25 protein-coding genes and 1 tRNA gene are annotated in these 25,206 nt (G+C 66.1%); 13 read left to right on the top strand and 13 right to left on the bottom strand.

Annotated features, from left to right (window positions below; genetic code table 11):
- Positions 1-5: 5 nt before the first annotated feature.
- The 7 genes from nusA to ACSQ9A_RS13125 all read right to left on the bottom strand — a co-directional run bounded on the left by nusA (position 6) and on the right by ACSQ9A_RS13125 (position 9,013).
- Entirely contained in the window at positions 6-1,490 is a 1,485-nt protein-coding gene (nusA, locus tag ACSQ9A_RS13155) for a transcription termination factor NusA (protein WP_093107547.1), read from the bottom strand.
- A gap of 17 nt (positions 1,491-1,507) precedes the next feature.
- Positions 1,508-2,122, bottom strand: a complete 615-nt coding sequence (rimP, locus tag ACSQ9A_RS13150) for a ribosome maturation factor RimP (protein ID WP_436303940.1) — start codon at positions 2,120-2,122, stop codon at positions 1,508-1,510.
- A gap of 169 nt (positions 2,123-2,291) precedes the next feature.
- Positions 2,292-3,497, bottom strand: a complete 1,206-nt coding sequence (locus tag ACSQ9A_RS13145) for a YbfB/YjiJ family MFS transporter (protein WP_436303939.1) — start codon at positions 3,495-3,497, stop codon at positions 2,292-2,294.
- 20 nt (positions 3,498-3,517) lie between these two features.
- The gene (locus ACSQ9A_RS13140; protein ID WP_436303938.1) at positions 3,518-5,140 is read right to left on the bottom strand and encodes an ABC transporter ATP-binding protein; all 1,623 of its coding nucleotides are present in this window, start codon (positions 5,138-5,140) and stop codon (positions 3,518-3,520) included.
- Entirely contained in the window at positions 5,137-6,162 is a 1,026-nt protein-coding gene (locus ACSQ9A_RS13135) for an ABC transporter permease (RefSeq protein ID WP_436290467.1), read from the bottom strand. The genes ACSQ9A_RS13140 and ACSQ9A_RS13135 overlap by 4 nt, the downstream gene beginning before the upstream one ends.
- A gap of 10 nt (positions 6,163-6,172) precedes the next feature.
- Positions 6,173-7,207 (bottom strand): microcin C ABC transporter permease YejB, encoded by a 1,035-nt coding sequence (locus ACSQ9A_RS13130; RefSeq protein ID WP_093107557.1) that lies wholly within the window; start codon positions 7,205-7,207, stop codon positions 6,173-6,175.
- Between the two features lie 9 nt (positions 7,208-7,216).
- Entirely contained in the window at positions 7,217-9,013 is a 1,797-nt protein-coding gene (locus tag ACSQ9A_RS13125; protein ID WP_436303937.1) for an extracellular solute-binding protein, read from the bottom strand.
- 37 nt (positions 9,014-9,050) lie between these two features.
- Between ACSQ9A_RS13125 and fabI the strand changes: the two genes are divergently transcribed.
- Together fabI and ACSQ9A_RS13115 are read left to right on the top strand one after the other, a co-directional pair.
- Positions 9,051-9,845, top strand: a complete 795-nt coding sequence (gene fabI / locus ACSQ9A_RS13120; protein WP_093107561.1) for an enoyl-ACP reductase FabI — start codon at positions 9,051-9,053, stop codon at positions 9,843-9,845.
- An 82-nt stretch (positions 9,846-9,927) separates the two neighbouring features.
- A complete protein-coding gene (locus tag ACSQ9A_RS13115) occupies positions 9,928-10,845 on the top strand; it encodes a DNA ligase (RefSeq protein WP_436303936.1) in 918 nt (305 codons plus the stop codon).
- A gap of 24 nt (positions 10,846-10,869) precedes the next feature.
- On the opposite strand, the gene ACSQ9A_RS13110 is transcribed toward ACSQ9A_RS13115, so the two are convergent.
- Both ACSQ9A_RS13110 and ACSQ9A_RS13105 read right to left on the bottom strand, forming a co-directional pair.
- Positions 10,870-11,427, bottom strand: coding sequence for a fasciclin domain-containing protein (locus ACSQ9A_RS13110; RefSeq protein ID WP_093107565.1), 558 nt, complete (start codon positions 11,425-11,427; stop codon positions 10,870-10,872).
- A 120-nt stretch (positions 11,428-11,547) separates the two neighbouring features.
- A complete protein-coding gene (locus ACSQ9A_RS13105; protein WP_436303935.1) occupies positions 11,548-13,845 on the bottom strand; it encodes an Orn/Lys/Arg decarboxylase N-terminal domain-containing protein in 2,298 nt (765 codons plus the stop codon).
- Between the two features lie 110 nt (positions 13,846-13,955).
- On the opposite strand from ACSQ9A_RS13105, the gene ACSQ9A_RS13100 reads away from it, so the two are divergent.
- The 5 genes from ACSQ9A_RS13100 (at position 13,956) to ACSQ9A_RS13080 (ending at position 16,420) form a co-directional block, all read left to right on the top strand.
- Positions 13,956-14,381 carry an NfeD family protein gene (locus tag ACSQ9A_RS13100; protein ID WP_093107569.1) on the top strand — a complete coding sequence of 142 codons (426 nt, stop codon included), beginning with the start codon at positions 13,956-13,958 and terminating at the stop codon, positions 14,379-14,381.
- Positions 14,382-14,411: 30 nt separating this feature from the next.
- Positions 14,412-15,341, top strand: coding sequence for an SPFH domain-containing protein (locus ACSQ9A_RS13095; RefSeq protein ID WP_093107571.1), 930 nt, complete (start codon positions 14,412-14,414; stop codon positions 15,339-15,341).
- A 36-nt stretch (positions 15,342-15,377) separates the two neighbouring features.
- Positions 15,378-15,468, top strand: a tRNA-Ser gene (locus ACSQ9A_RS13090).
- A gap of 140 nt (positions 15,469-15,608) precedes the next feature.
- Positions 15,609-15,905, top strand: a complete 297-nt coding sequence (locus tag ACSQ9A_RS13085; RefSeq protein WP_093107573.1) for a hypothetical protein — start codon at positions 15,609-15,611, stop codon at positions 15,903-15,905.
- 134 nt (positions 15,906-16,039) lie between these two features.
- Positions 16,040-16,420, top strand: coding sequence for a response regulator (locus ACSQ9A_RS13080; protein WP_093107575.1), 381 nt, complete (start codon positions 16,040-16,042; stop codon positions 16,418-16,420).
- 45 nt (positions 16,421-16,465) lie between these two features.
- Here the strand turns inward: ACSQ9A_RS13080 and ACSQ9A_RS13075 are convergent, their stop codons facing one another.
- The 4 genes from ACSQ9A_RS13075 to ACSQ9A_RS13060 all read right to left on the bottom strand — a co-directional run bounded on the left by ACSQ9A_RS13075 (position 16,466) and on the right by ACSQ9A_RS13060 (position 20,147).
- On the bottom strand, positions 16,466-17,680 hold the full coding sequence (locus ACSQ9A_RS13075) for a branched-chain amino acid ABC transporter substrate-binding protein (protein WP_093107577.1): 1,215 nt from the start codon (positions 17,678-17,680) through the stop codon (positions 16,466-16,468).
- A 123-nt stretch (positions 17,681-17,803) separates the two neighbouring features.
- The gene (locus ACSQ9A_RS13070) at positions 17,804-18,211 is read right to left on the bottom strand and encodes a hypothetical protein (protein WP_436303934.1); all 408 of its coding nucleotides are present in this window, start codon (positions 18,209-18,211) and stop codon (positions 17,804-17,806) included.
- Entirely contained in the window at positions 18,211-18,648 is a 438-nt protein-coding gene (locus tag ACSQ9A_RS13065) for a DNA polymerase III subunit chi (protein WP_436303933.1), read from the bottom strand. The genes ACSQ9A_RS13070 and ACSQ9A_RS13065 overlap by 1 nt, the downstream gene beginning before the upstream one ends.
- Entirely contained in the window at positions 18,645-20,147 is a 1,503-nt protein-coding gene (locus ACSQ9A_RS13060; protein WP_436303932.1) for a leucyl aminopeptidase, read from the bottom strand. The genes ACSQ9A_RS13065 and ACSQ9A_RS13060 overlap by 4 nt, the downstream gene beginning before the upstream one ends.
- 21 nt (positions 20,148-20,168) lie before the next feature.
- On the opposite strand from ACSQ9A_RS13060, the gene lptF reads away from it, so the two are divergent.
- The 6 genes from lptF to ACSQ9A_RS13030 all read left to right on the top strand — a co-directional run bounded on the left by lptF (position 20,169) and on the right by ACSQ9A_RS13030 (position 25,179).
- Entirely contained in the window at positions 20,169-21,266 is a 1,098-nt protein-coding gene (lptF, locus tag ACSQ9A_RS13055) for an LPS export ABC transporter permease LptF (protein WP_093107585.1), read from the top strand.
- The gene (lptG, locus tag ACSQ9A_RS13050; protein WP_093107587.1) at positions 21,263-22,372 is read left to right on the top strand and encodes an LPS export ABC transporter permease LptG; all 1,110 of its coding nucleotides are present in this window, start codon (positions 21,263-21,265) and stop codon (positions 22,370-22,372) included. The genes lptF and lptG overlap by 4 nt, the downstream gene beginning before the upstream one ends.
- A gap of 8 nt (positions 22,373-22,380) precedes the next feature.
- Complete coding sequence (locus tag ACSQ9A_RS13045) at positions 22,381-22,749, top strand: sirohydrochlorin chelatase (protein WP_093107589.1); 369 nt, start codon at positions 22,381-22,383, stop codon at positions 22,747-22,749.
- Positions 22,750-22,812: 63 nt separating this feature from the next.
- Positions 22,813-23,754: a CysB family HTH-type transcriptional regulator gene (locus ACSQ9A_RS13040; RefSeq protein WP_093107591.1), complete on the top strand. Its 942-nt coding sequence runs from the start codon at positions 22,813-22,815 to the stop codon at positions 23,752-23,754.
- Entirely contained in the window at positions 23,751-24,911 is a 1,161-nt protein-coding gene (locus ACSQ9A_RS13035; protein WP_436303931.1) for a pyridoxal phosphate-dependent aminotransferase, read from the top strand. Before ACSQ9A_RS13040 ends, ACSQ9A_RS13035 begins: the two co-directional genes overlap by 4 nt.
- Positions 24,912-25,020: 109 nt before the next feature.
- Positions 25,021-25,179, top strand: coding sequence for a DUF3309 family protein (locus ACSQ9A_RS13030; RefSeq protein WP_093107595.1), 159 nt, complete (start codon positions 25,021-25,023; stop codon positions 25,177-25,179).
- Positions 25,180-25,206: the final 27 nt, after the last annotated feature.

Below are 25,206 nucleotides of genomic sequence, written 5' to 3'. Positions count from 1 at the left end.
GACCGTCACTCTTGGCCTGCGAACCAGTGTTCGCGGGCTTTCAAGATGAGGTGCTTGGCGTCATCGGCGCTCTGGCCGGTGATCTCGGTGAGTTCATCGACCGCAAGGTCGGCCAGGTCGTCGCGGGTGTGCACACCCGCCTCGGCCAGTTTCGGAATGAGTTCAGGATCGAGTCCTTCGAGGTCGCGCAAATTCTGCGAGACGCTCTCGACGTTCTCTTCCCTGGCGATTTCCATCGTGAGGAGCGCATCCTTGGCGCGCGAGCGCAGTTCGTTGATCGTGTCCTCGTCGAAGCTCTCGATCTCGAGCAGCTCGGAAATCGGCACGTAGGCCACTTCTTCCAGGCTGGTGAAGCCCTCGGAAATCAGGATGTCGGCGATTTCCTCGTCGACGTCGAGCTTCTCCATGAAGAGCTTGCGGCTGGCGTCGGTTTCGCTCGCCTGCTTCTGGGCCGACTCGTTGGCGTCCATGATGTTGATCTTCCAGCCGGTCAGGTCGGAGGCAAGCCTCACGTTCTGGCCGCCGCGGCCGATCGCGATCGCGAGGTTTTCCTCGTCGACCACCACGTCCATCGCATGCTTTTCCTCGTCGACCACGATCGACGACACGTTGGCCGGCGCGAGCGCGCCGATCACGAACTGGGCCGGGTCTTCGCTCCACAGCACGATGTCGACGCGTTCGCCGGCAAGCTCGTTGGTGACCGCGTTGACGCGCGTGCCGCGCACGCCGACGCAGGTGCCGATGGGGTCGACCCGCTTGTCGTGCGAGAGCACGGCGATCTTGGCGCGCGAACCGGGGTCGCGGGCGCAGCTCTTGATCTCGAGCAGGCCTTGCTCGATCTCGGGCACTTCCTGGCGGAACAGCTCGATCATGAACTCGGGCGCCGCGCGCGACAGGATGATCGGCGCGCCGCGCAGCGTGAGGTCGACCTCCATGATCATGGCCCGCACGCGGTCGCCGTTGCGCAGGTTTTCCTTGGCGATCATCTCGCTGCGGCGCAGCCGCCCTTCGACGCGGCCGGCCTCGACGATGATGTCGCCCTTGTCCAGCCGCTTGACGGTGCCGGTGAAGATCTTCTCGCCGCGCGACATGAAGTCGTTGAGCAGCATTTCGCGCTCGGCGTCGCGGATCTTCTGCAGGATCACCTGCTTGGCCGCCATCGCGCCGATGCGGCCGATCGGCACCGATTCCACCGATTCCTCGATGTACTCGTCGACCTCGATGTCGGGCATCTCTTCCTTGGCTTCGAACAGCAGGATTTCCTGGTCGGGCAGCTGCAGGCCGGCCTCATCGGGCACCACGTGCCAGCGGCGGAAGGTCTCATAGTCGCCGCTGTCGCGATCGACCGCGACGCGGATGTCCACGTCGCCCTGGTAGAGCTTCTTGGTGGCTTGCGCCAGGGCAGACTCGACCGCGCCGAAAACGACGTCGCGTTCGACGTTCTTCTCGCGCGAGATCGCATCCACCAACATCAACATTTCGCGATTCATGCCACCACTCTCCTTGTTCATTCCGACACCGTCGTGTCGGGTTTGGGCCTGCGCCCCTTGAAATCCACTATCGGCGCAAGCCGCGCCTCGCGCAGCTCGTCCAATGCAAAACCCAGCGCCTGCAGGGGTGCAGGCGCGCGCTTCTTGCTGATCTTCTGACCGGGCTTCGGCTCAGGTGCATCGCTCCAGACGATCTGCCACCCCTGCGCGCCATCGGCCCCTGCGACCCGCTCCAGCGTGCCGCGAAACTTCTTGCGGTTGGCCGCCACCTGGCCGGCCGCCGCCGCGCCCATGGGCGCCTTCAGCGTGATGTCGATCACCTCGCCTGCGAAACGTTCGAAATCCTGCTCATTGCGCAGCGGTCGGTCAATACCCGGCGAGGACACCTCGAGCCGCTTGTAGTCGACGCCGTCCACCTCGAGCGCGAACTGCAGCTGGCGGGTGACCTTCTCGCAGTCTTCGACGGTGACGAAAGGCTCCGGCGCACCGGCTGCAGCTGCAGTCTCAGAAATGGGGCCACTCCAGGGCAAATCAATCGTCACGCGCAGCAGTCCTCCGGCCGAGCGTTCGATCTCGACCAGGTCGTAGCCGAGCCCGGCCACGGTTTGTTCCACTGTCTGCTGCAATGCCACGTGTCTGTATGCGCCTTCTGGTGTGCCCCCGATGCCGCCCCCCGCCTGCCTGCTTGCCCGCCTGCGGCATCGAGAAATGCTTCGACCAATAAAAAACGGGCGGTGAGTACCCGCCCGTTTGGTCGTGAGCCTCGAATTATATGCCAAACACGTGTAAGAACGTCGGTTTCTAGGTGGTCAAAGCGCCTTCCGGCCGCTGCGACCGCCACCAGACCAGCGCAAAAAGCAGGGCACCGAACGCCAGCACCGCCGCAGCCACCAAAAGCGGCACCGTGAACGAGCCGGTGCGCTGCGCCAGCGGCGCCGCAAACAGTGGCCCGAGGATCTGGCCGACGCCGTAGGAAGCCGTTGCATAGCCGATCAGCCCGGCCGCGGCGTTGCCGCGCAGCCGCCGCGCATCCCGCATCGCGAACAGGGTGATGGTGGTGAAAGGCATGCCCAGCAGCAGGCTGCCCAGGGTGAAGCCGATGATGGTGGGCCAGGCTACGGAAAGCACGACGCCCAGCGCCTGCAGCGCATAGGCGATCGCCAGCAGCAGCCGGTTGTCCCAGTGGACCGGCGCCCGCGCACCGATCAGGGCGCCCGGAACGATCGCCAGGCCGAACAGGGGCCAGAAAAAATCGGGCCAGGGCGAGCCCGGCAAGGCCTGGCGCGCGATCACCGGGAGGAAGGTCGCCGTGATGATGTAACCGAAGCCCGCCAGGCCGTAGAGCCCGACCAGCCAGCGCGCATCGTTGCGCGCGGCGGCCGATTCAGCCTCACTCGGTGCCGCGGCGGTGGCGGCCGGCGACGCTGCGTGCGCGCTTTCGCCGTCGCTGAAGATGCGCCAGATCACGGCGATCAGGACCAGCGACAGCAGGCCCAAGCCAATCCAGCCGGCCTCCGAGCCCCAGCGCCCCACTGCGCCGCCCACCAGACCGGTGACCGCAATGCCGACGCCCGGCCCGGCGTAGATCACGCCCTGCAGCGTCGGGGCGCCTGTTTCCGCCAGCCTCCGCAGGCCCCAGCCGGAGGCGAAGACGAAGGTCCAGGCGCTCATGACGCCGGCCGCCGTCCGCAGCACGCCCCAGGCGCTGAAGTTGTCGCACAGGCCCATGCCGAGCAGCAGCGCCGCGGTGGCGACCAGCGCTCCGCGGACCATCGTGGCCGGCTTGAGCCGGATCGCCGCGCAGGACAGCGCGCCGACGAAGTAGCCGAGGTAGTTGAGCGAAGCCAGCACCCCACCCGCCTGCAGATCCAGCTTGCCCTCGTGCAGCATGATCGGCAGCATGGGCGTGAAGGCGAAGCGGCCCAGCCCCATCGCCACCGCCAGGCTCACCATGCAGGCGAGCGCTGCGCGCCAGGCGCCGCGCCGGTCGCTTCCGATCGCCGACATTTCGTGCTCTCCGTCTTTCTCTAATCTGCCAGCGCTGCAGCGACCAGCTTCTGCGTGTAGGGATGTTCGGGTGCATCGAGCACGCGCTCGACGCCGCCCGATTCGAGGATCGCACCGTCCTTCATCACGATGACCTGGTGCGCCATCGCGCGGATCACCTCGACGTCGTGCGTGATCAGCAGATAGCTCAAGCCGCGCTCACGCTGCAGTCGCTGCAGCAGACCCAGCACCTGTTTCTGGATCGTGACATCGAGCGCGCTGGTGGGCTCGTCGAGCACCAGCAGCTTCGGGTCGACGATCAGCGCCCGCGCGATCGCCAGACGCTGGCGCTGTCCGCCCGAGAACTCGTGCGGATAGCGGTCGAGCAGCGAGGGGAACTGCGCCTCGCTCAGGCCCACGTCGGCCAGCGCGGCCAGTGCGCGCGTACGCCGGGCCGCGGTGTCGAGGCCTGGCGCGTGCACCGTCAGGCCTTCGCCGACGATCTGTTCGACCGTCATGCGCGGCGAGAGCGACGAGAACGGATCCTGGAACACGACCTGCATCTGGCGGCGCAGCGCGCGGTCGCTCGCGCCGCCGGCATTCCAGCGCTGGCCGGCAACGCCGAGGCTTCCGCCGTACTTGAGCAGACCGAGCGCGGCGAGCGCAAGGGTGGATTTGCCCGAGCCCGATTCGCCGACGACACCCAGCGTCTCGCCCTGCGCAATGCGGAAATCGGCGCCCTGCACCGCCACGAACTCGCCCTTGCGGAACCAGCCGGCCACCCCGGGCCGCGAGACCGGATAGCTGACGCGCAGCGCCTTGGCTTCGAGCACCGGTGGCGCACCCTTCGCCTCCGCGGGAACGGGCGGCACGTCGCGCGTCGGCCGGCTGTCGATCAGCTTGCGGGTGTAGGCATGCTGCGGCGCGCCGAACACGGTCGAAACGGCGCCCTGCTCGACGATGTGGCCGTCCTCCATGACCGCCACGCGGTCGGCGAAGCGGTGCACCAGGTTGAGGTCGTGCGTGATCAGCAGCACGGCCATGTGGTGCTTGCGCTGCAACTCGGCCAGCAGTTCGAGGATCTGCGCGCGCACCGTGACATCGAGTGCGGTGGTCGGCTCGTCGGCCAGGAGCAGGCGCGGCTTGCAGGCCAGCGCCATCGCGATCATCGCGCGCTGGCGCTGGCCGCCCGAGAGCTGGTGCGGAAACGCCCTCGCCCGCCGCGCCGGTTCCGGAATGCCGGTGTCGGCCAGCAACTGCACGGCGGCTTCCTGCGCGGCGCGCGCCGGCATGCCTTCGTGCAGCTCGAGTACCTCGGCGATCTGGTCGCCCACGGTGTAGAGCGCGTTGAGCGCGGTCATCGGCTCCTGGAAGATCATCGCGATCTCCTTGCCACGGATGCCGCGCAGCCGGGCTTCCGGCAGCGACAGCAGCTCGCGCGTTGCACCTCCGCCCTCCCCGCCGGCAAAGCTTGCGGCACCCGAGATATCGGCGTTCTGCACCAGCCGCAGCAGGCTCAGCGCCGTGACGGTCTTGCCCGAACCCGATTCGCCGACCAGCGCCAGCTTTTCGCCTTCAGCGATGGCGAAGTCGATGCCGTGCACGACCTCCTTGCCGCCGAAGGCGACGCGCAATCCGCGGACGTCCAGAAGTGGCCGGCTCATTTTTCGGCCTTCCGCGGATCGAGCGCATCGCGCAGCGCGTCGCCCATGAAGGTCAGCAGCATCAGCGTGAGCACCAGCACGCCGAAGGTGGAGAGCGAAATCCACCAGGCATCGATGTTGGCCTTGCCCTGGCTCAGCAGTTCGCCGAGCGAGGGCGTTCCCGGCGGCACGCCGAGGCCCAGGAAGTCGAGCGAGGTGAGCGCCAGGATCGCCGCGCTCATGCGAAACGGCAGGAAGGTGACGACCGGCACCATGCTGTTGGGCAGGATGTGGCGCCACATGATCTGCAGATTGCCGACGCCGAGCGCGCGTGCGGCGCGCACGTAGTCCATCTGCCGGTTGCGCAGGAACTCGGCGCGCACGTAGTCCGACAGGCCCATCCAGCCGAACAGGCTCAGGAGGATCAGCAGCAGCGCGACGCTGGGGGCGAACACGGCGCTGAAGATGATCAGCAGATACAGCTCCGGCATCGAGCCCCAGATCTCGATGAAGCGCTGGAACGCGAGGTCGGTCTTGCCGCCGAAGAAGCCCTGGATCGCGCCCGTGACGATGCCCAGCACGACGCCGATGACGGTCAGCGCCAGCGCGAACAGCACGCTCACGCGGAAGCCGTAGATCAGCTGGGCCAGCAGGTCGCGGCCGCGATCGTCGCTGCCGAAAAAGTTTTCACTGGAAGGCGCGGCCGGGTTCGGCGATTTCGCGAAGTAGTTGAGCGTCTTGGGGCCGTAGGGGTTGGGCGCGTAAATCGCCCAGTTGCCGCCTTGTGTGATGCGCTCGCGGATGAAGGGATCGAGGTAGTCGGCCGGCGTCTCGAAGTCGCCGCCGAAGGTCTTTTCGGAGTAGTCGCGCAGCACCGGGAAGTAGGTCTGCCCTTCGTAGCGCACCACCAGCGGCTTGTCGGTCGAAAGCAGTTCGGCGAACAGGCTCAGCACCACCAGGACGGTGAAGAGCACGAGGCTCCAGAAGCCGAGCTTGTTGCGCTTGAAGCGCATCCAGGCCCGGCGGCCGGGCGAAATGGTCACGGGGCTGCTGTTAGTCAAACTTCACCCTCGGATCGACCAGGACGTAGCAGAGATCGGAAATCAGCTTGGTCACCAGCCCGATCAGCGTGAAGAGATAGAGCGTGCCGAGCACGACCGGGTAGTCGCGCCGGATCACGCTCTCGTAGCTCAGGAGGCCGAGCCCGTCGAGCGAGAACAGCGTCTCGATCAGCAGCGAGCCGGTGAAGAAAGCGCCGATGAAGGCGGCCGGGAAGCCGGTGATGATCGGAATCAGTGCATTGCGAAACACGTGCTTCCACAGCACCTGGCGCTCGGCCAGGCCCTTGGCGCGCGCGGTCAGCACGTACTGCTTGCGGATTTCCTCGAGGAAGGAGTTCTTGGTCAGCATCGCTGTCACGGCAAAGCTGCCGAGCACCATCGCCGTCACGGGCAGCGCGATGTGCCACAGGTAGTCGATCGCCTTGGCGCCCCAGCTCAGGCTGTCCCAGTTGGGCGAGGTCAGGCCGCGCAGCGGGAACCACTGCAGCTGCCCGCCGAAGACCACCAGCAGCGCCACGCCGAGCACGAAGCCCGGAATGGCATAGCCGATCAGCACGATCAAGGTGGTGACGAAATCGAATCGCGAGCCGGCCCGCACGGCCTTCGCCACGCCGAGCGGGACTGCGATGAGGTAGCTGATGAAGAAGGTCCACAGACCCAGACTGATGGAGACGGGCAGCTTCTCCTTGACCAGTTCCCACACATCCTTGTGCTGGTAGAAGCTGGTGCCCAGATCGAAGCGCGCGAAGGACTTGAGCATCAGCCAGAAACGCTCGGCGGGCGGTTTGTCGAAGCCGTAGAGCTTCTTGATCTCCTCGATGCGCTTTTCGTCCAGACCTTGGCGGCCGCGGTAGCCCGCGCCGGAACTGGCTGCGCGTTCGCCGCCCGAGTCGCGGCCCTGCAGCTGCGCCACCATCTGCTCGACCGGGCCGCCCGGCACGAACTGCACCGTGACGAAGGTCAGCAGCAGCACGCCGAAGAGCGTGGGCACCATCAGCAGCAGGCGTTTGAGGATGTAGCTGGCCATATGACGGCTTCACTTGTTGGCAGGCGATGCCCACCAGGTGCTCATGGCCCAGGCATCGGCTTGGTAGTAAGGCGGGATCACATCCGGCAGCACGAAGGGCCGGGGCCGGTAGCCGATCAGGAAGGCGTCGCCGTAGTACTGCGGCACCGAGTAGTAGCCGTGCGAGAGCACGCGGTCGAGCGAACGCATCGCGGCGCTCAATTCGGGCCGCGTGGTGGCGCCGACCACCTTCTGCAGCAGCGCATCGACCGCGGGATCGGCGATGCCCCAGATGTTCGAGGAGCCGTGGGTGGCGGCCGCCTTGGAGCCGAAGAATTCCAGCAGCTCGCCGCCCGGCGCCGTGGTTCCGGGCAGCCGCACCGAGGTCATCTCGAAGTCGAAGTTGTCCATGCGCTGCTGCGAGAGGGAGAAGTCCACCGTGCGAAAGCTCATCTGGATGCCGAGCTTCAGCAAGGCCGTCTGCAACGGCGTCACGACGCGGATCAGCGAAGGCTGGTCGTTCAGAAACTCGATGGTGAAGACCTCGTTCTTGTCGTTGCGCAGGGCACCGTCGCGGTAGGTCCAGCCGGCCTCGGCCAGCAGCGTGCGCGCGCGGCGCAGGTTCTCGCGCAGGCTGCCGGGTGGCGCGGTACTCGGCGAGATCACGGCCGGCCCGAAGACTTCGGGCCGCAGCTTGCTGCGCAGCGGCTCGAGCAGCGCCAGTTCGTCCGGCTTGGGGAGCCCTTCGGCATGGAACTCGCTGTTCGGGTAGTAGCCCTGCACGCGCTTGTACAGGCCGTAGAAGAGCTGCTTGTTGAGCCACTCGAAATCGAAGGCGAGTCCGATGGCCTGCCGCACGCGGATGTCCTTGAACTTCGGGTTGCGGACATTGAACACATAGCCCTGAAAGTCGCCCGGGTTCTGGTTCTCGAACGCACGCTTTCGGATCTCGCCGGACGTGAACTGCTTGCCCGTGTACTGGCGCGCCCAGTTGCGTGAGGTGAACTCGCGCATGAAGTCGAACTCGCCCGCCTTCAGCCCTTCGAAGCGCGAGGTGTCGTCCAGGTAGATCTTGAAGGTGACGCGGTCGAAGTTGAAGAAGCCCTTGCGCACCGGAAGCTCGGCCCCCCAATAGTTCGGGTCGCGCGTGTAGGTGATGTCGCGGCCCATGCGCGGGTTGGCGATCTTGTACGGCCCCGACGCAATCGGCACCTCGGTCGTGACCTGGTCGAAAGGCTTGCCGGCGCCCCAGGCACGGCTGAATACCGCCATTCCGCCCACGACCAGCGGCAGCTCGGGATTGGGGCTTGCGAAGTCGAAGCGCACCGTGCGCTCGCCGATGCCCGTGGCGCTCTTCACCTCGGCGTAGATCGTGCGGAACTGGGGTGCCGCCAGCGGCCCCGTGAGCGTGGTGAAGGAGTGCACCACATCGGCCGCGAGCACCGGCGAACCGTCGTTGAAACGCGCTTTGGGATGAAGGCGGAAGGTGACGGACCGCTTGTCGGGCGCCACCTCGACGTCCTCGGCCAGCAGGCCGTAGGCCGTGGTCGGCTCCTCCGAGTTGCCGGTCAAGAGGCTCTCGAACATCAGGTTGCCGAGGCCTGATGGCGCCGTGCCCTTGAGCGTGAACGGATTGAACTTGTCGAAGTTGGTGGGCCGCGTCGGCGGCACCATGCGGATCTCGCCGCCCTTGGGCGCATTCGGGTTCACATAGCTGAAATGCGTGAAACCCGGCGCGTACTTGACGTCCCCGAACTGCGCGTACGCATGGGCCGCCCACGAGGGGGCTGCCGAGAGCGCCAACACCAGAAGCAGCCAAGCTCGCATGCGAGAATTCTGCACAAGATTTTCACGAGGTCGCTTTATGGGCTTTCTTTCCGGCAAAAAATTCCTGATCACGGGCGTGCTGAGCAACCGTTCCATCGCCTACGGCATCGCCAAGGCCTGCCATCAACAGGGCGCCGAACTCGCGTTCAGCTACGTCGGCGAGCGCTTCAAGGATCGCATCACCGAGTTTGCGGCCGATTTCGATTCGAAGCTCGTCTTCGACTGCGACGTGGGCGACGATGCCCAGATCGCCAAGCTCTTCGCCGATCTCTCGCAGACCTGGCCCACCTTCGACGGCTTCGTCCACAGCATCGGCTTCGCGCCACGCGAAGCGATCGCGGGCGATTTTCTCGACGGCCTGTCGCGCGACGCCTTCAAGGTCGCGCACGACATCAGCGCCTACAGCTTCCCGGCAATGGCCAAGGCGGCCCTGCCCTATCTCAACGACAAGTCGGCGCTGCTCACGCTGACCTACCTGGGCGCGCTGCGCGTGCTGCCCAACTACAACACCATGGGCCTGGCCAAGGCCTCGCTCGAGGCCTCGGTGCGCTACCTCGCCGAGTCGCTGGGCCCCAAGGGCATGCGCGTGAACGGCATCAGCGCCGGCCCGATCAAGACGCTGGCGGCCAGCGGCATCAAGGGCTTCGGCAAGATCCTCTCGGTGGTGGCCGAGGTGTCGCCGATCCGCCGCAACGTGACCATCGAGGAAGTGGGCAACGTGGCCGCCTTCCTGATGAGCGATCTCGCCAGCGGCGTGACGGCCGAGATCACCTATGTCGACGGCGGCTTCAGCCACGTCGTCGGCGGCATCGCCGAGCCGGCCGCGGGCTGAGCCTGGTCCAACCGGCGCAAGCCGCCGGCAGCACCTCTCACAATCCCCCGGCTTGTCAATAAAACATGGCGGGGAGTCGATCATGAGTTTTCGCATTCATTCAGGCCGCGCCTTGCAGGCGCCTGCCGAGCTGTCGCGCCGAGCGCTCCTGCTCGGCGCCGTGGCCGCCACATGCACCTTGTCGGCCCCGTCCGGGGCCTTGGCGCGCGACACAGCGGCCCCGACGCTGATGCTCGCCGAGGTGTACCGCCCCGGCATGCCACTCGACGACCATTGGGTCAGCGAGAAGTACGACGGCGTGCGCGGCTACTGGGACGGCAAGCAGCTCTGGACGCGCGGCGGCGAACGCATCGTCGCGCCGGCCTGGTTCACCGCCTCGCTGCCCGCCGCGCCGATGGACGGCGAACTGTGGGCCGGCCGCGGCCGCTTCGCGCAGGCGGTGTCCACGGTGCGCAGCCAGACGCCGAACGACGCGGCATGGCACGAGCTGCACTTCATGGTCTTCGATCTGCCGGCCCAGCCCGGCGACTTCACGGCCCGTCTCGCCGTCTTGCGAAAACTGCTGCCGATCACGGATGCGCCCTGGCTGGTGCCGGTCCCGCAGCAGCGCGCGACGACGCACGAGTCGCTGCAGGCGCTGCTCGACAAGACGGTGCGCATGGGCGGCGAGGGCTTGATGCTGCACCGGGGAGCTTCGCTCTACCGTGCCGAACGCAACAGCGATCTGCTCAAGCTCAAGCCCTACGACGATGCGGATGCGCGCGTGCTGGCGCATGTTCCCGGCCGCGGCAAGCATGCGCGCCGAATGGGCGCGCTGCTGGTCGAGACGCCCGAGGGCAAGCGCTTCAGGCTCGGCAGCGGCTTCAGCGATACCCAGCGCAACGAGCCGCCGGCCGTCGGCAGCTGGGTGAACTACCGCTACAACGGCACGAGCCCCGGCGGCCTGCCGAGGTTCGCGCGCTTTCTGCGGGTGCGGGAAGACCTCGCGTCCTCGTCCTGACCGAGGCTCCCGCGTGCTGCTGCCTTACTTGGGCAGCAGCACCTTGTCGACGACGTGGATCACGCCATTGGATTGGTACACGTCGGCCGTGCTCACGGTGGCCCAGCCGCCGTTCTCGTCGCCGACCATGATCTTGCCGCCGCTCGCCTTGGCCGTCAGCGTGCCGCCGGCGGCGGTCTTGAGCGTGGCCATGCCCTTGCCGTCCATGATCTGCCCGCCGAGCGCGGCGGCGTCCAGCCTGCCGGGTACCACGTGGTAGGTCAGGACGGCCGTGAGCTTGCCCTTGTTCTCGGGCTTGAGCAGCGTGTCGACCGTGCCGGCGGGCAAGGCGGCGAAGGCCGTATTGGTCGGCGCGAACACCGTGAACGGACCCGGACCCTTGAGGGTCTCGACCAGGCCGGCGGCCTTGACGGCCGCAACCAGGGTGGTGTGGTCCTTCGAGTTGACGGCGTTGTCGATGATGTCCTTGGTGGCGAACATCGGCGCGCCGCCGACCATGACCTGCGCGACGGCCGAGGCCGCTGCAGCGGCCATCGTGACAGCCAGGGTGAGGGATGCAAGGCGATGGAATCTACGGTTCATGAATAGCTCCTCTGGGATTGAAGCCGCCGCAGAAAGCGCGACGGCTGCAACCAATACGAGGAGCTCGCCGAAGCGGATTCAAAGCACCGCGCGCAATCCTGCGCCGTGGCTGATCCTTCTTCAGTCGGCGTTGCGGACGCAGTCCGCGTAGTAGCGCTTCTTGCCGTTCTCGTCGATGCGCGCCACCAGGCCGTGGATGTCGGTCTCGAAGCCCGGGCATTCGGTGTTGAACTGCCGCGCGAACTTGAGGTAGTCGACGATCTTCTTGTTGAAGACCTCGCCCGGGATCAGGAGCGGAATGCCCGGCGGGTACGGCGTGATCAGGCTGGTGGTGATGCGGCCTTCGAGCTCGTCGATCTCCACGCGCTCGGTCTTGCGGTGCGCAATGTGCGCGTAGGCGTCGCTCGGCTTCATCGCCGGCGTCAGGTCGCTCAGGTACATCTCGGTCGTGAGGCGCGCGACGTCGTAGCGCGCATAGAGCTGGTGGACGTGCTGGCACAGGTCGCGCAGGCCGAGGCGCTCGTAGCCCGGATGCTGCTGGCAGAACTCGGGCAGGATGCGCCACATCGGCTGGTTGCGCGCGTAGTCGTCCTTGAACTGCTGCAGCGCGGTGAGCAGCGTGTTCCAGCGGCCCTTGGTGATGCCGATGGTGAACATGATGAAGAAGCTGTAGAGCCCCGTCTTCTCGACGATCACGCCATGCTCGGCCAGGAACTTGGTGACGATGCTGGCGGGAATGCCGGTCTCGGCAAACTTGCCCTGCAGGTCCAGGCCCGGCGTCACGATGGTCGACTTGATCGGGTCGAGCATGTTGAAACCGTCGGCCAGCTTGCCGAAGCCGTGCCAGTTGCGCGAACCGTTCTTGCCGTTCGTGCCGGTGCGCGATTCGCCTTCCATGATCCAGTCGCTCGCGCGGCCGATGCCCTCTTCGACCAGCTTCTCGGGTCCCCAGACCTTGAACCACCACTCGTCCGCGCCGAACTCGGCTTCGACCTTGCGCATCGCGCGGCGGAAGTCCAGCGCCTCGAGGATGCTCTCTTCCACCAGCGCGGTGCCGCCGGGCGGCTCCATCATCGCGGCCGCGACGTCGCAGCTGGCGATGATCGCGTACTGCGGGCTGGTCGACGAATGCATCAGGTAGGCCTCGTTGAAGAGGTCGCGGTCGAGCGCGCGGTTCTGCGAATCCTGCACCAGCACGTGGCTGGCCTGGCTGATGCCGGCCAGGAGCTTGTGGGTCGACTGCGTCGCGAACACCAGCGACTCCTTGGGACGCACGCGCCGCTTGCCCATGGCGTGGTAGGCGCCGTAGAACGGGTGGAAGGCTGCGTGCGGCAACCAGGCCTCGTCGAAGTGCAGCGTATCGACGTAGCCGTCGAGCATGCCCTTGATGGTTTCGGTGTTGTAGATCACGCCGTCGTAGGTCGATTGCGTGAGCGTCATCACGCGCGGCTTGACCCGGTCGGCATCCACGTGCGAGAGCAGCGGATTGGCGCGGATCTTGGCCTTGATGGCCGACGGCTCGAATTCGCTCCGCGGGATCGGGCCGATGATGCCGAAGTGGTTGCGCGTCGGCTTCATGAAGACGGGGATAGCGCCCGTCATGATGATCGCGTGCAGCACCGACTTGTGGCAGTTGCGGTCGACCACCACCACGTCGTCGGGCGCCACCGTGTGGTGCCACACCATCTTGTTGCTGGTGCTGGTGCCGTTGGTCACGAAGAAGCAGTGATCGGCATTGAAGATGCGCGCCGCATTGCGCTCGCTGGCCGCCACCGGGCCGGTGTGGTCCAGCAGCTGGCCGAGTTCCTCGACTGCGTTGCAGACGTCGGCGCGCAGCATGTTCTCGCCGAAGAACTGGTGGAACATCTGGCCCACCGGGCTCTTCAGGAAGGCCACGCCGCCCGAGTGGCCCGGGCAATGCCAGGAGTACGAGCCGTCCTCCGCGTAGTCGATCAGCGCCTTGAAGAACGGCGGCTGCACGCCTTCGAGGTAGCTCTTGGCTTCGCGGATGATGTGGCGGGCCACGAACTCCGGCGTGTCCTCGAACATGTGGATGAAACCGTGCAGCTCGCGCAGGATGTCGTTCGGGATGTGGCGCGAGGTCTTGGTCTCGCCGTAGATGTAGATCGGCACGTCGGCGTTCTTGCGCCGCACCTCGCCGATGAAGTTGCGCAGGTTCAGCACGGCCGGGTCGAGGTCGGGGCCGACGGTGAACTCCTCGTCGTCGATCGACAGGATGAAGGCGCTGGCGCGGCTTTGCTGCTGGGCGAACTGGCTCAGGTCGCCGTAGCTCGTGACGCCCAGCACCTCGAAGCCTTCTTTCTCGAAAGCCTGCGCCAGGGCGCGGATGCTGAGCCCCGAGCTGTTCTCGGAGCGGAAGTCCTCGTCGATGATGACGATGGGAAAGCGGAATTTCATGAGCGCGGCTCCGGACTGGCAAATAGGCGCGAAGTGTACGGAATTCAGATGAAGGAATTGATCGGCTTTTGACTCAGAATGTCGTGCCTTCAATAAAGAGAGGAGTCGTCATGGCGAGTTCCACCGTCTGGTGGTTGATTGCGGGAGGGGCCATCGTGCTGGAGCTGCTCTCCGGCACGGTCTACCTGCTGCTGCTGAGCGCGGGCTTCGCTGCGGCGGCGGTGGCGGCCCATGCGGGCGCCAGCCTGACCACCCAGCTGGTGGTCGCGGCGGTGGTGGGGGTGGGCGCCGTGCTCATCTGGCACATCATCCGCCGTCGGCGGCCGGCCGAGCCGCCGACCGCCGCCAACCGCGACGTCAACCTGGATATCGGCGAGAGCGTCTACGTCGACGCCTGGAATCCCGACGGCACCGCCACCGTGCGCTACCGCGGCGCGCAATGGACCGTGGTGCCCCGCGCCGGAAGCACGCCGTCGATCGGCGAGCACCGCGTGGCCGAGGTGGTCGGCAGCCGCCTGGTCGTCGACAAGATCTGACAAGAAGCAAGAACCGAAAAGGAAGCATTCATGGAACTCGCAGTCCCCCTCGTCATCCTGGTCATCGCGATCATCGTCATCAGCCAGTCGATCAAGTTCGTGCCGCAGCAGAACGCCTGGGTGCGCGAGCGCCTGGGCAAGTACCACAACACGATGACCCCCGGACCCAACTTCCTGATCCCCTTCATCGACAAGGTGGCCTACAAGCACAGCCTGAAGGAAATCCCGCTCGACGTGCCGAGCCAGATCTGCATCACGCGCGACAACACGCAGCTGCAGGTCGACGGCATCCTGTACTTCCAGGTGACCGACCCGATGCGCGCGAGCTACGGCTCGTCCAATTACATCGTGGCCGTCACCCAGCTCGCGCAGACCTCGCTGCGCAGCGTGATCGGCAAGCTCGAGCTCGACAAGACCTTCGAGGAGCGCGACATCATCAACGCCCAGGTCGTGGCCGCCATCGACGAGGCCGCGCTGAACTGGGGCGTGAAGGTGCTGCGCTACGAGATCAAGGACCTGACGCCGCCCAAGGAAATCCTCCAGGCCATGCAGCGCCAGATCACGGCCGAGCGCGAAAAGCGGGCGCTGATCGCGGCCTCCGAAGGCCGCCGCCAGGAGCAGATCAACATCGCCACCGGCGAACGCGAAGCCTTCATCGCTCGCTCCGAGGGCGAGAAGCAGGCGCAGATCAACAACGCGCAGGGCGAGGCGGCAGCCATCACCGCGGTGGCCCAGGCGACCGCCGGCGCCATCGAGCGCGTGGCGGCCGCGATCCGGCAGCCGGGCGGCGAACAGGCCGTGCAGCTCAAGGTGGCTGAGCGCGCGGTCGATGCCTACGGCAAGGTCGCGGCCGACGCCACGACCACGCTGATCGTGCCGAGCAACATGACCGAGACCGCGGCGCTCATCGCCTCGGCGATGCGCATGGTGCAGGCCGGAAAGACATCGGGCACCGCCTGAGATCGATTCGTCCCCGCTGCTACAATCGCGGGCTTCGGAGCGGTGGATGAGCGGTTTAAGTCGCACGCCTGGAAAGCGTGTGAGGGTTAATAGCCCTCCGCGGGTTCGAATCCCGCCTGCTCCGCCAGGAAAAACCGATTCAGTTCCCTCCCATCGCACATGGGAGTCGTCGTGAAAGCCCCGTACCCGGGGCTTTTTCGTTTGGGGGTCGTCGGGCGACAGAGTACCATCGCCTTACTTTTTTCCATCCCCAGAGAAGGAGCTCGGATGGCCGGACAAAGCAAACCGGATCGGGCCGCAGCGCCGCTCGATCAGGCCCTGGACAAGACCGAAGCGGTGGCTGCCGAGGTGCAGCGCGCATCCGATGACCTGGCCGTCATCAACACGGTGCTGGAACAGGAGCTTCCGGACGAAGTGCAGGTGGGCGACGTCGCACAGGCCATCGAGCACACCGGCCAGCTTGAAAAGAAGCTGGCCGAGTCGGCCGAGACGCTCGCCGAAGTCAACGCCACCTTGGCGGAGGAGATCGAGAAGCGTACCGAACGAGAGCGCGACGCCGGCTGATGCATTCGCTCGCGGTTGGCAGTCGAGCGTCCGTCTGCTTTCTCCTACGCAATGAGTTGGCGGCTGTCGCTAGGAACCCGGCAGGCCTCCCGCGCTAGGCTGGCATTCCCACAGCCCGGAAACCCGGAAACCACATGGCCCTCTTCACCTTCCTCGTCGAAGACAACAGGACCATCCGGGACAACCTGATTCCGGCCCTGGAGGATCTGGCGCATGCCCGGATCGTCGGCGCGGCCGAGACCGAGAAGGACGCGACCGATTGGCTGGCCTCCCATGCGAGCGAATGGCAGTTGTTGATCGTGGACCTGTTCCTCAAGGAGGGCTCCGGCCTGGGCGTGCTGCGCAACTGCAGGGAGCGCACGCCACTACAGCGCGCCGTGGTCCTCAGCAATTACGTCAACGCGGACATCCGCGCACGCTGCATGGCGCTCGGTGCGGACGCCGTGTTCGACAAGTCGAAGGAGCTCGATGCCTTCTTCGACTACTGCAACGATGCCAGCCGCTCGACAGCATGAAAAAAGGGCCCGAAGGCCCTTTTTTCATGCTGTCGAGCGGGCTTCTCAGCTCGCTCCGCGCACCACGGCGATCTGCGTACGCGCACCACCCTTGTAGGTGTAGAGCGTCAGTGCACCGTTCTTGATGTCGCCCTTTTCGTCGAAGGCGATCGGGCCGGTCACGCCCTTGTACTGGACCTTGCCGAGTTCGGGCAGGTACTTGGCCGGGTCGGAAGAACCGGCCTTGACCATCGCTTCGGCCAGCACGTTGACCGCGTCGTAGACGTACGGCGCGTAGATCTGCACTTCGACGCCGTTCTTGGCCTTGAACTTGGTCTTGAAGTCTTCGAGCGGCTGCTTGAAGTCGCCTTCGACACCGCCTGCTTCCGCGCAAACGACCATTTCCTCGCCGATCGCATCGCCGGCCAGCTTGGCCAGTTCGCCGGTGCACAGGCCGTCGCCGCCCATGAACTTGACGTTCATGCCGAGCTGCTTGACCTGCTTGAGCATCGGGCCGCCCACCGCGTCCATGCCGCCGAAGAACAGCACGTCGGGCTTGGCACCCTTGAGCTTGGTCAGGATGGCGTTGAAGTCGGTCGACTTGTCGGTCGTGAACTCGTGGCCGACGATGTTGCCGCCGGCGGCCTTGGCGGCCTTCTCGAACTCTTCCGCCACGCCCTGGCCGTAAGCGGTACGGTCGTCGATCACGGCGATGTTCTTGCCCTTCAGCGTTTCGACCGCGTACTTGCCCAGCGTGCCGCCGAGTTGCGTGTCGTCAGCCACTACGCGGAAGGTGGTCTTGAAGCCCTGGCGGGTGTACTTGGGGTTGGTTGCCGAGGGCGAGACCTGCGGAATGCCCGCATCGCTGTACAGCTTGGAAGCAGGGATCGAGGTGCCCGAGTTCAGGTGGCCAACCACGCCGTTGACCTTGCTGTCGACCAGCTTCTGGGCCACTGCGGTGCCCTGCTTCGGGTCACCCGCGTCGTCTTCTGCCAGCAGTTCGAACTTGGCAACCTTGTCGCCGATCTTGAGGCCCTTGGCATTGAGGTCTTCGATGGCCATGCGCGCGCCGAATTCGTTGTCCTTGCCGAGGTGGGCAATGGCGCCGCTCGTGGGGCCCACGTGACCGATCTTCACCACCAGTGCATCGGCCGGAGGTGCGGCAGGCGCGGGTGCCGCTGCAGTCGGTGCGGGCGCGGCGGGCGCAGCTGCTTCTTCCTTCTTGCCGCAAGCCACGAGCGTGAGAGCAGCCAGTGCGACCGCAGTCCATTTCAATTGCATGGGAACCTCCAGAACATTGATAAATAAGAGTACATAGCGGTCTATCGATCCGCGTGCGAAGACTCAGCAAGTTCCGCGCCGCAGGACCCGTAGCGCCCCCGCGCTTTCGACCTGGCGCGCAGTTTAGCCCAAGCTTTGTGCGCCAAATGCTGGCGTAGACCCTGTGTTGTCAGAAAGCTCCTGGGCCAGCGCTTCGCTCACCAAAGCACGCAGCACGGTCTCTATTTCGCCGCGCAAACGCGGGATCATGGTGTCGAGCTGCTGCTGAACGGCAACTGACACGGCGTCGCTCACGCGCTCCTCGAGCGACAGGTCGATGCGCTGCAACACGCGGTGCAGCAACTGCTCTTCGAGCCGGAAGGCGTCGGCCTCCGACAGCAGCGCCTGGGGGTCCAGCGCGACCGCTTGCGAGGGCTCGGGCACTGCAAGTGCGACCGGCTCCGGCAGGGGCTCGGCACCGGGCGCAGGCTCGGGCGGCAGCTCCAGCACGGTCGTCAGCGTGGGCACGAAACGCGGAGGGGTGCGCTGCATCAGGCGGTACTCCCGGCAAAGTCATGGCGCTGGATCGCATAGCCGCGTTCCGCGTAGTGCCGCCAGCGCTTGCGGCCCGCGAGCCGGTCGGCGTCGTCGGCGCTCACGATGTCGATCAAGCGCTCGAAGCGTTCGAAGCCAGCGGGCAGTTCCGCACCCAGGTTCACCAGCACCTGCTGATGCGGCAGCGGCGCAGCGGCGCTTTCGGCCAGCACGACCGGCGAACGCGCCACCGTGTGCGGCTCGCCGTCGCTGCGGCAATGGGCGATGAACTCGGTCGGCGCAAAGGTCCACAGGGCCAGGTCGACCGCATCCAGCAACTGGGGATCAGCCACCACCACCACACGCGCGCCGCGCGCGCCCACGGCCTTGCGCAGCAGCCGGCAGGCGTAGTTCACCTTGTCCGGCGTGTTGAAGTGGAAGTCGATCTCGGTCACGTTGCCGACCGGGTCTTGGCGCTCTTGCGGGACTTGCGCGGCGCTGTCTTCACGGCCGCCTTGCGGGCCCGTTCCAGCAAATAGGTCAGCAGCAGCCCGACCGGCCGCCCCGTCGCGCCCTTGGCCGCACCGCTCTTCCAGGCCGTGCCCGCAATGTCCAGGTGGGCCCATTGGAAATCGCCCGCGAAGCGCTGCAGGAACTTGGCGGCGGTGATCGCCCCGCCCGCGCGGCCGGCGATGTTGGCCACGTCGGCGAAATTGCTCTTGAGGCCCTCGGCGTAGTCCTCGTCCAGCGGCATCCGCCAGCAACGGTCCTGCGCTTCTTCGCCGGCGGCTTCGAGCGCAGCGGCCAACGTGTCGTCGCTGGCAAAGAGACCGCTGCGCACGCCGCCCAGCGCGATCACGCAAGCGCCGGTCAGGGTGGCGATGTCGATCACCGCAGCCGGCTCGAAGCGCTTGGCATAGTTCAGCGCGTCGCACAGGATCAGACGGCCTTCGGCATCGGTGTTAAGCACCTCGATGGTCTGGCCGCTCATGCTGGTGACGACGTCGCCGGGCTTGACCGCGCGGCCGTCGTTCATGTTCTCGCACGACGGAATCAGCCCGACCACGTTGAGGGCGGGCTGGATGTCGCCGAGCGCGCGGAACACGCCGAGCACGCTCGCGGCGCCGCACATGTCGAACTTCATCTCGTCCATCTCGGCCGCCGGCTTGAGCGAAACGCCGCCGGTGTCGAAGGTGATGCCCTTGCCGACCAGGACCACCGGCGCCTCATCCTTGGGCGCGCCCTGGTAGCGCAGCACGATGAAGCGCAAGGGTTCGGCCGATCCCTGCGCGACCGCGCTGAACGCCCCCATGCCGAGCTTCTCCACTTCCTTCGGGCCCAGCACTTCGCACTTCACGCACGGCAGCGCGGCCAGCTTGCGCGCCGCATCGGCCAGCAGCGAGGGGGTGCAATAGTTGCCGGGCCGATTGCCCCACTCCTTGGCCAGTTCGATGCCCGCGACCATGGCCGTGGCCTCGTCGAAAGCTTCTCGCAGCGGCCCCGCCTCCGTGACGCCGAAGCCCAGGTAGCGGATCGAGCGCGGCTCGGCCTTGGACTTGGAGGTCGTGTAGACGTAGCTCGCGTCGGCGGCCGCGGCGATCGCGCAACGCAGACCGGCAGCGTCCGCGGCCTGCGCGAAGACGATGAGGACGCGCCTGGGGTCGCCGGACTTGGCCGCATTGACCGCGGCAAGCACACCGGCGCGCACCGACGCAGGCTTGCCGTCGCCCACCGAAGCCAGCACCACGCGCGGCGCCGCGACGTGCGCCGCGCGGTACAGCGCCAGCAGCTTGCCGGCCTTGTCGGGGAGGTCGCCGGCCTTGCGGGCCTCGGCGATCAATGTGGCGATGGCATCCTTGGAGGGGGTGGTGCCGGCGGCAACGAGCACGATCAGCACATCGGCTTTTTCGGCGGCAGCCTGAGCGGTGGAGAGGGTCTTGAGTTGAAAGTCCATAATCCTTTTTTTCCCTCGACGATGTTATTCCATTCCTCTTTACGCAAGGAGCTGTCCCGCAGCTTCGGCGCCACCCTCGTGGTTCTGGCCACCATCGTGATGACCATGATGCTGATCCGCACGCTCGGACTGGCATCGCGGGGCAGCGTGAATCCGTCCGAGGTCTTCCTCGTGATGGCCTACACGGTGCTCGGCTACATGCCGACGATCCTGAGCCTCAGCCTGTTCATCTCGATCGTCGGCACCCTGTCGCGCATGTACCGCGACAGCGAGATGGTGATCTGGTTCTCGAGCGGGCGCGGCCTGGCGGATTTCGCGCTGCCGCTGTTCCGCTTCGCCTGGCCGGTGCTGCTGCTGATCGCCGTGTTCGCGCTGGTCGGCTGGCCATGGGCCAACTCGCAGACCCAGGGGATGCGCGAACAGTACCAGCGCCGCGGCGACATCGAGCGCGTGTCGCCCGGCGAGTTCCGCGAGTCGGCCGGGCGCAACCGCGTGTTCTTCATCGACAAGGACACGCCGGATGGCGCCACCGCCACGAACGTTTTCATCTCCTCGATCGAGCGCAACATGCAGATCATCACATCGGCCCGCAGCGGCCGCATGGAAGACATCGGAGAAGCGCGCTACCTCATGCTCAGCAATGGCCAGCGCGTCTCGCGGACATTGGATGGGCTGGAGCTCAAGATCAGCGAGTTCGACACCTACGGCGCCAAAGTCGGCGGCGACGAGGGGGTCTCGACGGACACGAGCCCGGTGCGCACCCGCACCACGCTGACCCTGCTGCGGGAACCGAATACGGCCAATCGCGGCGAACTGGCCTGGCGCATCGGCATGATGCTCGCGGCCATCAATTTCGTGCTGCTGGCGCTGACCCTGACGAGTGTGAATCCGCGCGTGGGCCGCAGCGGCAATCTGCTCTTCGCGTTGTTCGCTTTCGTCCTCTACTACAACATGCTCAATCTCGGCCAGAACTGGGTGGGCTCCGGCCGCTACAGCATGGGCGGCTTCATGCTGGCGCTGCACGGCGGCGCGCTGCTGCTCGGCCTGCTCTGGCTTGCCAAGCGACACTTCAACTGGGGCCGCCCGCGCCTGCGGCCCGCAACGCCACCCCACGCGTGAAAACCATCCGTCGACTGATCTACGTGGAGGTGCTGAAGGCCGTGGCCTTCGTCACCCTCGGCTTCCTGAGCCTGTTCTTCTTCTTCGACTTCGTTGACGAACTGCAGTCGATCGGCAAGCCGGGGAGCGGCGCCTACGGGGCCGCCCAGGCCCTGGTCTTCGTGACGCTGCTGATCCCGAGCCACCTGTACGAGCTGCTGCCGATCACCGTGCTGATCGGCACCATCTTCGTGATGGCGCGGCTCGCGCAGAGCTCCGAATACACGATCCTGCGCACCAGCGGTCTCGGGCCCTGGCGCGCGCTGCGCACGCTGCTGCTGCTGGGACTTGGCTTCGTGTTCCTGACCTTCGCTGTCGGCGACTATGTCTCGCCGGCTTCGGACCGGACTGCCCAGCTGCTCAAGTCGCGCTACCAGGGCGTCTTCACGCTCGCAGGCAACACGGGCGCCTGGCTGAAGGAAAAGCAGGGCGACATGTCCTACGCGGTCAACGTGGTCTCGATGGCGCGCGACGGCACGCTGAAGGATCCGCGCATCTTCGAGTTCGACGGCAACGGCTTCGTGACCTCGCAGACCACCGCATCCTTCGCGCGCATCCTGGATGGCCATTGGGCGCTCTTCGGCGTCGAACGGCAGCAGTACGACACGCGCAACGCGGCAGACCGGGCCCGCATCGTCACCACCAAGATTGCGGCGCTGGACTGGCCGAGCTCGCTCACGCGCGAGATGGTGTCGGTCGCCCTGCTGCGTCCGGACCGCATGCGCACGCTCGACCTGTTCGAATACATCCAGCATCTCAACGCCAACGGCCAGACCGCGCAGCGCTACGAGATCGAGTTCTGGCGCAAGGTGTTCTATCCGCTGTCCTGCCTCGTGATGGTGGTGCTCGCCCTGCCCTTCGCTTACCTGCATTTCCGCCAGGCCGGCATCACGGCCTACGTGTTCGGCGGCGTGATGATCGGCATCAGCTTTTTCCTGTTGAACAACGTGTTCGGCTACCTGGGCAACCTCAGCAACTGGTGGCCCTGGATCACGGCGGCGGCGCCCGGCCTGATCTACACGGTGATGTCGCTGGCCGCTTTCAGCTGGCTGGTGCTGCGGCGGTAGCGGCCCTGATGACGGCCGCGACAGGCATCGTTCTCTTTGCGCACGGCTCGCGCGACGAGCGCTGGCGTGCGCCGGTGGAGGCCGTGGCGCGTCGCGTCGCGGCGCTCGATCCCTCGGCCCGTGTCGCCTGCGCCTACCTCGAATTGGTGGCGCCGGACCTGCGCACCGCGGCGGCAGAGCTGATCGCCGGCGGGGCCGGCGCCATCCGCGTGGTGCCGCTCTTTCTCGGCATGGGAAAGCATCTGCGCGAAGACCTGCCCGGCTTGCTCGACGCGCTGCGTGCCTTGCATCCGGGGGTCGTCTTCTCGCTCGCGCAGGCCGTCGGCGAAGAGCCGGAAGTGATCGATCTGCTGGCTCGCGTGGCACTCAAATCCTGAACTTGCGGTGCTTTCGATAGACATCGAAGGCATAATGAATTCCGAATTAAGACGGAATTTGTTATGAATCTTCACCAGTTCAAATTCGTGCAGGAAGCGGTTCGGCGCAACCTCAATCTGACTGAAGCGGCCAAGGCGCTTCACACCTCGCAGCCCGGTGTGTCCAAGGCCATCATCGAACTCGAGGAAGAACTGGGCGTGGAAATCTTCGCGCGCCACGGCAAGCGCCTCAAGCGCGTGACCGAACCCGGCCAGCATGTGCTCGCAAGCATCGAACTGATCATGCGCGAGGTCGGCAACCTCAAGCGCATCGGCGAGCAGTTCAGCGCCCAGGACAGCGGCACGCTTTCGATCGCCACCACGCACACGCAGGCGCGCTACGTGCTCCCGGTGCCGGTGGCGAAGCTGCGCGAGGCCTATCCCAAGGTCAACGTGAGCCTGCACCAAGGCTCGCCCGACCAGGTGGCGCGAATGGTGATCGACGAGATCGCGGAGATCGGCATCGCGACCGAATCGCTGTCCGACTACGCCGATCTCGTGACCATCCCCTGCTACGAATGGCAGCACGTGCTCGTGCTGCCCAAGGAGCATCCGCTCGCGAGCAAGGAGCGCATCTCGCTCGAGGACATCGCGGCCGAGCCGATCATCACCTACCACCCTTCCTTCACCGGCCGCACGCGCATCGACCATGCGTTCGCGCACAAGAAGCTCACGCCGCGCATCGCGCTCGAGGCCATCGACTCCGACGTCATCAAGACCTATGTGCGGCTCGGTCTCGGCGTCGGCATCGTGGCCGAGATGGCGGTGCGCGACGATTCCAATGCCGATCTCGTGGTGCGGCCGATGGGCCATGTGTTCGGCACCAACATCGCACGCGTCGCATTCAAGCGCAGCGCCTACCTGCGCAACTTCGTCTTCAAATTCGCCGAGCTGCTCTCCGACCGGCTCGATCGCAACCTGATCGCCAAGGCCTTGAGCGGTCATCACCAGGACTACGAGCTGTGAGCATCGCCCGCACCCCCGACGTCAAGACCAAGCTGCCTACCGTCGGCACGACCATCTTCACCGTGATGTCGGCGCTCGCCGCCGAGAAGAAGGCAGTGAACCTCGGCCAGGGTTTTCCGGATTTCGACTGCGACCCGAAGCTGCTCGAAGCCGTCACCCGCGCGATGGCGGCCGGCCACAACCAGTACCCGCCGATGCCCGGCATCCCCGCCCTGCGCGAAGCGATCGCGGCGAAGATCTCGACGCTCTACGGGCACAGCTACGACCCGAACACTGAGATCACCATCACCGCCGGCGCAACGCAAGCGATCATCACGGCGATCCTCGCGGTGGTGCACGCGGGCGACGAGGTGATCGTGCTCGAGCCCTGCTACGACAGCTACGCGCCCAACATCGACCTGGCCGGCGGCACCGTGGTGCGCGTGCCGCTCACGCCCGGCAGCTTCCGCCCCGACTTCGACAAGATCGCGGCCGCGATCACGCCGCGCACGCGCGCCATCATCGTCAACACGCCGCACAACCCCAGCGCCACCGTGTGGACCGAAGCGGAGATGCGCCGCCTCGAGGAACTGCTCGCGCCCACCGACGTGCTGGTGATCAGCGACGAGGTCTACGAGCACATGGTCTACGCCGGCGCGCGCCACGAAAGCGCGGCGCGTTTCCCGGGCCTCGCGGCGCGCACCTTCATTGTCAGCAGCTTCGGCAAGACCTACCACGTGACCGGCTGGAAGGTTGGCTACGTGGCCGCGCCAGCGGCGCTCAGCGCCGAGTTCCGCAAGGTGCACCAGTTCAACGTGTTCACCGTGAACACGCCGATGCAGCATGCGCTGGCAAGCTACATGGCCGACCCCGCGCCCTACCTCGAACTGCCGGCCTTCTACCAGCACAAGCGCGACCTGTTCGCGGCCGGCCTGGCCAGGACGCGGCTCAAGCTGCTGCCCAGCGCCGGCACCTACTTCCAGTGCGTGGACATCAGCGAGGTCAGCGACCTCGGCGAGTCCGACTTCTGCCAGTGGCTCACGAGCGAGATCGGCGTCGCCGCGATTCCGCTCTCGGCCTTCTATGCCGACGGTTTCGACCAGCGCGTGGTGCGCTTCTGCTTCGCCAAGAAGGACGAGACGCTCCAGACAGCCATCGACCGACTGGCGCGGCTCTGACACGAACGGTAGGAGAGTCCTGACCGCCGGAGGGCGCGCCTTCCGGCGATGGATTCGCCTGCCGATGCCGAGCATGGACTCCTCCATACAAAAGACCTAGGAGAAATCCATGTCGCTCTCAATGATCCTGCTGATCGTTCTGATCCTGCTCCTGGTCGGCGCGTTGCCGAGCTGGGGCTACAGCCGCAGCTGGGGCTATGGCCCGAGCGGCGGCCTGGGTCTGGTGCTGCTGGTGGTGATCGTGCTGCTCCTCATGGGGCGCATATAGGTGGCACGAACGCTTGAAAGCAAAGCC

The organism is Variovorax sp. LjRoot290 (genome assembly GCF_964253985.1).
Lineage (GTDB): Bacteria > Pseudomonadota > Gammaproteobacteria > Burkholderiales > Burkholderiaceae_C > Variovorax.
This window is presented reverse-complemented; position numbering and strand designations above follow the sequence as displayed.